The sequence below is a fragment of the Terriglobales bacterium genome (genome assembly GCA_035624475.1).
Taxonomy (GTDB): Bacteria; Acidobacteriota; Terriglobia; order Terriglobales; family Acidobacteriaceae; genus DASPRL01.
Map to the genome: position 1 here is coordinate 1 of DASPRL010000206.1, position 6243 is coordinate 6243.

Genomic DNA, 6243 nt, shown 5'->3' on the forward strand with positions numbered 1-6243 from the left:
TCGATGGTCGCCGGATAGTGCGTGCGCACCTCCGAGCCGATGCGGTCCTTCAGCGGCGTGATGATCTTCCCCCTAGCCGTAAAATCCTCGGGATTGGCGCTGAAGACCAGGGCCACGTCGAGCGGCAGGCGGATGGGATAGCCTTTGATCTGCACGTCGCCCTCTTGCATGATGTTCAGCAATCCGACTTGGATCTTGCCGGCGAGGTCGGGAAGCTCGTTGATGGCGAAGATGCCGCGGTTGGCGCGGGGCAGCAGGCCGTAGTGCACGGTGTACTCGCTGGAGAGCTCGTGGCCGTGGCGCGCCGCTTTGATAGGGTCGATGTCGCCGATGAGGTCGGCGATGGTGACGTCGGGGGTGGCCAGCTTCTCCACGTAGCGCTCTTCGGGGGCGAGCCAGGCGATGGCGGCCTGCTCGCCGTCCTTGGCGAGCAGTTCGCGGCAGCGCCGGCAGATGGGCGCATAGGGGTTGTCGTGGATCTCGCAGCCGGCGAGGTAAGGCAACTGCGGGTCGAGCAGAGAAGTCAAGGCGCGCAGGATGCGGCTCTTGGCCTGGCCGCGCAGGCCCAGCAGGATGAAGTTGTGGCGCGAGAGGATGGCGTTGACGATCTGCGGCACCACCGTGTCGTCGTAGCCCACGATGCCGGGGAAGATGGCCTGGCCGGAGCGCAGGCGGGCGGTGAGGTTGTCGCGCAGCTCGTCTTTGACGCGGCGGCTGCGCAGCCGCTCTTCGGTGAAAGCGCTTTGGCGAAGTTCGCCGAGCGTGCGAGGAAGGTCCATGTGGCCCCTTGGAAAGAACTCTTCCCGCGATTATACCCTGCGCCTCACAGGGGCGTGTGACATCTTCGGGGGAGTCAGCGCGAGTGGCCGTTGCCGCCGGCCTTCTTGCGGGCGCGCACGGCGCGCTCCAGCCGCGGCAGGATGCCCTGGTAGTACTCGATCATGGCGGCCACACGCTCGGCTTCGGAGCGCAGGCCCAGCAACGTCTGCTTGAAGTCGAGGTCGAGGGGCATCGCCGCGGCCAGCTCGAAGCTGAGCCGGGGCTGGGCGGGGTCGGGGGGCTGGGCCTCGGCGCCGGTGAGAGCGAGGAGGCGGGCGTGCAGATCGAGCAAGTTCTGGCGCTCGGCGCCGGCGGCCTCGCCGCCTTCGTCGTCGAACCAGGCTACCTGGGCGCGCAGGAAGGAGCGCTCTTCGTCCAGCTCGGCCACGTGGAAGCGGCGCCGGCCCTCGGTGAGGATGTCCATCCGCCCGTCCTCGTAGGTGGTGACCAGTTGCACGATCTCGACGCTGCAGCCCAGCTCGGCCACGCCCCGCTCGCGGGAGCGCACCACGCCGAAAGGAGAATGCAGCGCCAGGCACTCGCCGATCATCTCTTTATAGCGGGGCTCGAAGATGTGCAGCGGCAAGGTCGCGCCCGGGAAGAGCACGAGGTCCAGCGGGAACAGGGGCAGCAGGTCGCTCACGGAAGCATTTTAGTCTTGGCAGGGGCCCGAGGTTTGCGGAGAATACAACGCCTATGTCTTTGGATGGAAAAGTAGCGGTGATCACCGGGGCCTCCATGGGGATCGGGGAGGCCATCGCCCGGCTGTTCGCGGACCAGGGCGCTAGCGTGGTGCTCAGTTCGCGCGACCTGGGGCGGGCGGAGGCGGCGCGGGCGCGCGTGGGCCACAGCGAGCGCACGCTGGCCGTGGCCTGCGACGTCAGCAAGGTCGAACACGTGCAGAAGCTGGCCGCAGCGGCGCTGGAGCGCTTCGGGCGCATCGACATCTGGGTCAACAACGCCGGCCACGGGCTGATCGATTCCGTGGCCACCATGGACCTGGGCGAGTGCCGGCGCATGTTCGATACCAACTTCTTCGGCGCCATCCACGGCATGCAGGCAGCGGCGGGCGTGATGAAGCGGCAGGGCTCGGGCACCATCATCAACATCTCCAGCGTGGCCGGGCACATCGCGGTGCCGGGCATGGCGGCGTATTCCTCGACCAAGTTCGCCATGAACGCCATCGGCAAGGGCGCGCGGGTGGAGCTGAAGGGAAGCGGCGTGCACGTCATGACCGTGTGCCCGGGCTACATCACCACCGACTTCGGCGCCAACGCGGTGAAGGGCAGCGAGGCCAAGCGGCTGGGGGCGGCACGGCGCGGGATCTCGGCGGAGCGGGTGGCGGGCGCGGTGCTGCGCGGGTACCTGGGGCGAAAGCGGGAAGTGGTGGTGCCCTGGCGCGACCGCATCGCCATCAAGCTGTACCAGCTCTTCCCCCGCATGATCGAGCGGGCCATGGGACGCATGCTGCGCCCCGCCGACGAGGTGCTCGCGGAGCGCGAGGCGCTGCGGCAGCGCGACCGCCAGGCGGCTTCCTGAGCGGGCCTGAGGCGAAGCGGATGCCGCGCATCCAGGCCGTCGCCTTCGACCTGGGCAATACCCTGGTGTACGAAGATTCGGTGCTGGAGCCGCAGGTGCGGCCTATGCCCGGTGTGCTGGAAGCCCTTCCCGCGATCTCTCTTCCCATTGCTGTCTGGACCAACACCCGCCGCGAGGGCGCGGCGGAGGTGTCCCGCTGGCTGCGCAGCGCTGGCATCGACAAGTTCTTTTCCTCGATCGCGACCTCGGTGGACGCGGGGGCGCGCAAGCCCGCCGAGGAATTCTTCCGATTCGCGCTGGCGCGCTGGGGCCGGGCGAAGGACGAAGTCCTGTTCGTCTGCAACCAGCTCAACACCGACGTGCTGGGAGCGAGCCGCTTCGGCATCCGCACCGCGTGGATCGCGGCGCCGGAATTCCGCGGCCCGGAAGAGACCCTGGAGCTGAAAGACGTGCAGCCCAGCTTCGTGCTGCCCGACCTGGAGGCGCTGCCGGAGCTGTTGGAGCGGCTGGCCCGGCCTTAGTTGGCCTTCCCCGCGTGCGCCTTCTCGATGATCTCCAGTTGAGCCAGGTGGTTGAGGGTGTGGCCGGCCATGATGCGCAGGAGGGTGTCCACGCTCTCAGGGCCGCGCTCGGGATGGACCGCGGTGCGCTGCAGGTCCTTCTTCTTGAGCTGGCGGAAGAGGGCGACATTCCAGCCGCGCAGGGCAGCGAAGGTCTTGGCGGCTTGTGAGCCCTTCACCTTCTCGTAGTGGGCGGCCCAGGCCTTTTCGTCGAAGGGTTGGATCTTGTGGTTTTCTTCCGAGAGGGCCTGGCGGATGCGGAAGCCGAAGGCGATCTCGCAGTCGGCCAGGTGGGCGAGCACCTGCGCCGCCGTCCATTTACCGGGACCGTAGGTGAGTTGCAGGCCGTCCTTGCCCAGGCCGCGGGCCAGCTTGGCGATGCGCTGTTGCGTCGAGCGCAGGACCTTCATGGGTTTCTGGTCACCGAGGAATTCCGCATAGGGATGCATGGTCGTTCCTTTCTGTGGGCGTTCAGCCCAATTCTGCCAGCATGGCTTCCATCTCGGATCTGGCGTGGACGTTGCCGGTGCGCTGGGCGGAGGCGATGCCGTCGGCGAACATCTTGCGGGCCTCGCCGCTGCGGCCGGCGGCGGCCAGCATCTGCGCCGCCATCTGGTAGCCGGCGGTGTAGTCGGGATTGAGTTCGAGCAGCTTCCTGTACTCGGCCAGGGCGGTATCGATCTGCCCCAGCTTGGCGTACTCCATGGCCAGGCCGTAGCGGGCAAAGGCGTCGCCGGGATTCTCGGCCAGGAACTGCTGGAGCATCTCGATGCGGCTGGGCTCGCTCATGGGCAGAGGACAGTTTCGCTTTCGGGGAGGGGCGGCGTCAATCCCGGCGGCTCGTGGTCCGGGGGGCTGCGCACATCCGGGGGTGCTGCCCATCACAGACTTCCGGGTCGGCCCGCCTCTAGACTTCCTGCAAGTCCATCTCCCAGAACCCGGCGGCACAACGACTCGCAGAGGAGGGCCTATGCTCGTTCTCCACGAACTCACCGAATGCATCGGCAGCCTCATCCTCAACCGGCCGGAGAAGCGCAACGCGCTGAGCGCCGCCCTGGTCGATGAAATGCTGGGCGCGCTGGCCGACTTTCAGAAAGCCGGGGCGCGCGTGGTGGTGCTCTCGGCTACCCTGGCGGGCGGAGTGTGGTCCGCGGGCCACGACATCGGAGAACTGCCGCGGGGCGACGAGCCCCTGGCCTACTCCGATCCCCTGGAGCGGCTGCTGCGCGCCATCCGCCGCTTTCCCGCGCCGGTCATCGCCATGGTGAACGGCTCGGTCTGGGGCGGCGCCACCGACATGGTGATGAACTGCGACATCGTGGTGGGCGACGAGAACTGTTCCTTCGCCATCACCCCTTCCAACCTGGGCCTGCCCTACAACACCACCGGGCTGCTGCAGTTCATGCGGCGGGTGCCGCTGAACTTCGTGAAGGAGATGTTCTTCACCGCCGCCCCGGTCTCGGCGGAGGGCGCGCTGCAGTGGTGCATCCTCAACCACCTGATTCCGGCGGTGGAGTTGCGCGACTTCACCTACGACCTGGCCAAGACCATCGCCGGCAAGGCGCCGCTGGCGGTCTCCGCCGCCAAGGAGCAGTTGCGCGCCCTGGCCGAGGCCGGCCCCATCACCCCCGAAGTCTTCGAGCGCATCCAGAACCTGCGCCGCGAAGTGTACTCGAGCGCGGATTACAGCGAGGGCATCAAGGCCTTCTACGAAAAGCGCAAGCCCAGCTTCGCCGGGAAGTAGAGGGTCGTCGAAACTCGCCCGGCAGTGCTAGCATGAGCTGTCCGTAGGAGAGAGAAATGGCAAGGAAGACAAGGCTGGTGAAGGCGGCGGCGCAGATCGGCGGGGCCCTGGGCCGGGCTGAGCGCGTGGCCCGCAACCTGGCAGCGTCGGCGCGGGAGACCACCCAGGAGCTGGCAAAGCTGAAGAAGCTGGTGCGGGAGCTGGACCGCGAAGCGGCGCGCGCCAAGAAGCGCCTCAAGCGCGCCCTGCGCTGAGCACTCTGGGAACCCTGGTGCCCGGGGACGGAGTCGAACCGTCACGTTCCTTTCGGAACTCGGGATTTTAAGTCCCGTGCGTCTGCCAATTTCGCCACCCGGGCAGGCATGCCCATCTTAACCGTTTCTTGCCTCGTCCGGTCGATGGAGGCGACCGCAGGCGCCGCAGAGCGCGGCGACGCGGCTCACGACCTGGGGGAGCGGCCGCGGCGTTTGCCCGCGAAGTAGGCGCAGGCGTCGCTCACTGGGCACTGCTCGCACTTGGGCTTGGTGCGCTTGCAGATCTCCTGGCCGTGACGCTTGAGCAGGAGGTAGGCGCGGGTGCGGGCGTCGAGGGTGGCGGGGATCTCCGCCTCGATCGCCTGCTGCGCCTCGCGGTAGGTGACGCCGTAGTTCTCGCGCTCCTGCCCGCGCCGGATGCGCACCAGCACGTGCGGACAGCTCGAGGGCACCGCGGCCACCGGCGCCAGCCCGGCAAAGAGGAGGATGCGGTCGGCGCCCGGATCGGCGATATTGGGAAACTTCTTCAGCGCCTTGCGCACCTGCGCGAGGGGCCCCACCAGGGCGGCGCGCAGGTCGCCGCCGTACTCGTCCTGCACCCGCGCCGCGACCTGCTTCAGCCGCATCGCGCGCAACTCCGGCACCATGCCACCGGGGCGCAGCGCCTGCGCCAGCTTGGCGGGCGAGGCTGCCAGCAATTGCCGCGGCTCCACGCCGATCTCCCCTTCCAGAGCGGCCCAGCCCTTGGCGCAGTTGGCGTCGCTCTGGGGATACCCGCAGTGCCACCACACCAGGAAGAGATAAGGGTCGGTGGGCCAGACGGGCTCCTGCTTGCCGTAGAAGGACTCGAGCTTCTTCAGGAGGTGCGCGAGGGATGGCGGAGCCTTGGGCATGGGTCTGCATGATAGCCGATGCCGTGCTCCTGGCTGCAGTCCCGGAGCGTCTCGGCCCGGCCATCACAGGCAGATGTGACATCTATCACGGAGGCGACGTGCAAGGGCGGGGTACCGTACAGCCTGGGGGCCAAGCCCCGCGGCAGAGCTGCGATGAAGTACATCGACGAGTACCGCGACTCGCGCATCGCCCGCGCCCTGGTGGCCGGGATCCAGCGCCGGGTCACCCGCCCCTGGGTGCTGATGGAGATCTGCGGCGGCCAGACCCACACCCTGATGCGCTACGGCATCGACGAGCTCCTGCCCCGCCAGGTGGAGCTGGTGCACGGCCCCGGCTGCCCCGTGTGCGTCACCCCGCTGGAGACCATCGACAAGGCGCTGGAACTGGCCTCCCGTCCGGAGGTCATCCTGGTCTCCTACGGCGACATGCTGCG

General features: G+C 68.1%; 10 protein-coding genes and 1 tRNA gene. 5 read left to right on the plus strand and 6 right to left on the minus strand.

The genetic code is table 11. The annotated features are described in order from the left end of the window. Both VEG08_08515 and VEG08_08520 read right to left on the minus strand, forming a co-directional pair. On the minus strand, positions 1 to 779 hold a 779-nt coding region (locus VEG08_08515; GenBank protein HXZ28026.1), incomplete at its 3' end, for a sigma 54-interacting transcriptional regulator. A 74-nt stretch (positions 780 to 853) separates the two neighbouring features. Then, complete coding sequence (locus tag VEG08_08520) at positions 854 to 1462, minus strand: LON peptidase substrate-binding domain-containing protein (protein ID HXZ28027.1); 609 nt, start codon at positions 1460 to 1462, stop codon at positions 854 to 856. Between the two features lie 53 nt (positions 1463 to 1515). Here VEG08_08520 and VEG08_08525 point away from each other — a divergent pair, with 53 nt between their 5' ends. Together VEG08_08525 and VEG08_08530 are read left to right on the plus strand one after the other, a co-directional pair. Next, the gene (locus tag VEG08_08525; protein ID HXZ28028.1) at positions 1516 to 2358 is read left to right on the plus strand and encodes an SDR family NAD(P)-dependent oxidoreductase; all 843 of its coding nucleotides are present in this window, start codon (positions 1516 to 1518) and stop codon (positions 2356 to 2358) included. Positions 2359 to 2378: 20 nt separating this feature from the next. Then, positions 2379 to 2879 carry an HAD family hydrolase gene (locus VEG08_08530; protein HXZ28029.1) on the plus strand — a complete coding sequence of 167 codons (501 nt, stop codon included), beginning with the start codon at positions 2379 to 2381 and terminating at the stop codon, positions 2877 to 2879. Here VEG08_08530 and VEG08_08535 read toward each other — a convergent pair. Then, a complete protein-coding gene (locus VEG08_08535) occupies positions 2876 to 3367 on the minus strand; it encodes a DinB family protein (GenBank protein ID HXZ28030.1) in 492 nt (163 codons plus the stop codon). The genes VEG08_08530 and VEG08_08535 overlap by 4 nt on opposite strands. A gap of 22 nt (positions 3368 to 3389) precedes the next feature. After that, positions 3390 to 3707: a tetratricopeptide repeat protein gene (locus VEG08_08540; protein HXZ28031.1), complete on the minus strand. Its 318-nt coding sequence runs from the start codon at positions 3705 to 3707 to the stop codon at positions 3390 to 3392. A 181-nt stretch (positions 3708 to 3888) separates the two neighbouring features. Between VEG08_08540 and scpB the strand changes: the two genes are divergently transcribed. Further along, on the plus strand, positions 3889 to 4662 hold the full coding sequence (scpB, locus tag VEG08_08545) for a methylmalonyl-CoA decarboxylase (GenBank protein ID HXZ28032.1): 774 nt from the start codon (positions 3889 to 3891) through the stop codon (positions 4660 to 4662). 56 nt (positions 4663 to 4718) lie between these two features. Next, a complete protein-coding gene (locus VEG08_08550) occupies positions 4719 to 4916 on the plus strand; it encodes a hypothetical protein (protein ID HXZ28033.1) in 198 nt (65 codons plus the stop codon). Positions 4917 to 4931: 15 nt separating this feature from the next. Here VEG08_08550 and VEG08_08555 read toward each other — a convergent pair. Next, positions 4932 to 5020 (minus strand) — tRNA-Leu (locus VEG08_08555). A gap of 81 nt (positions 5021 to 5101) precedes the next feature. Continuing rightward, on the minus strand, positions 5102 to 5809 hold the full coding sequence (locus tag VEG08_08560) for a hypothetical protein (GenBank protein HXZ28034.1): 708 nt from the start codon (positions 5807 to 5809) through the stop codon (positions 5102 to 5104). 153 nt (positions 5810 to 5962) lie between these two features. Between VEG08_08560 and VEG08_08565 the strand changes: the two genes are divergently transcribed. After that, on the plus strand, positions 5963 to 6243 hold a 281-nt coding region (locus VEG08_08565), incomplete at its 3' end, for a hydrogenase formation protein HypD (protein ID HXZ28035.1).

Excerpts from the sequence above, each read along its gene's own strand:
- VEG08_08525 (HXZ28028.1), top strand. The coding sequence starts at position 1,516 with ATGTCTTTGGATGGAAAAGTAGCGGTGATCACCGGGGCCTCCATGGGG.
- VEG08_08530 (HXZ28029.1), top strand. The coding sequence starts at position 2,379 with ATGCCGCGCATCCAGGCCGTCGCCTTCGACCTGGGCAATACCCTGGTG.
- VEG08_08535 (HXZ28030.1), bottom strand. The coding sequence starts at position 3,367 with ATGCATCCCTATGCGGAATTCCTCGGTGACCAGAAACCCATGAAGGTC.
- VEG08_08540 (HXZ28031.1), bottom strand. The coding sequence starts at position 3,707 with ATGAGCGAGCCCAGCCGCATCGAGATGCTCCAGCAGTTCCTGGCCGAG.
- scpB (HXZ28032.1), top strand. The coding sequence starts at position 3,889 with ATGCTCGTTCTCCACGAACTCACCGAATGCATCGGCAGCCTCATCCTC.
- VEG08_08550 (HXZ28033.1), top strand. The coding sequence starts at position 4,719 with ATGGCAAGGAAGACAAGGCTGGTGAAGGCGGCGGCGCAGATCGGCGGG.
- VEG08_08560 (HXZ28034.1), bottom strand. The coding sequence starts at position 5,809 with ATGCCCAAGGCTCCGCCATCCCTCGCGCACCTCCTGAAGAAGCTCGAG.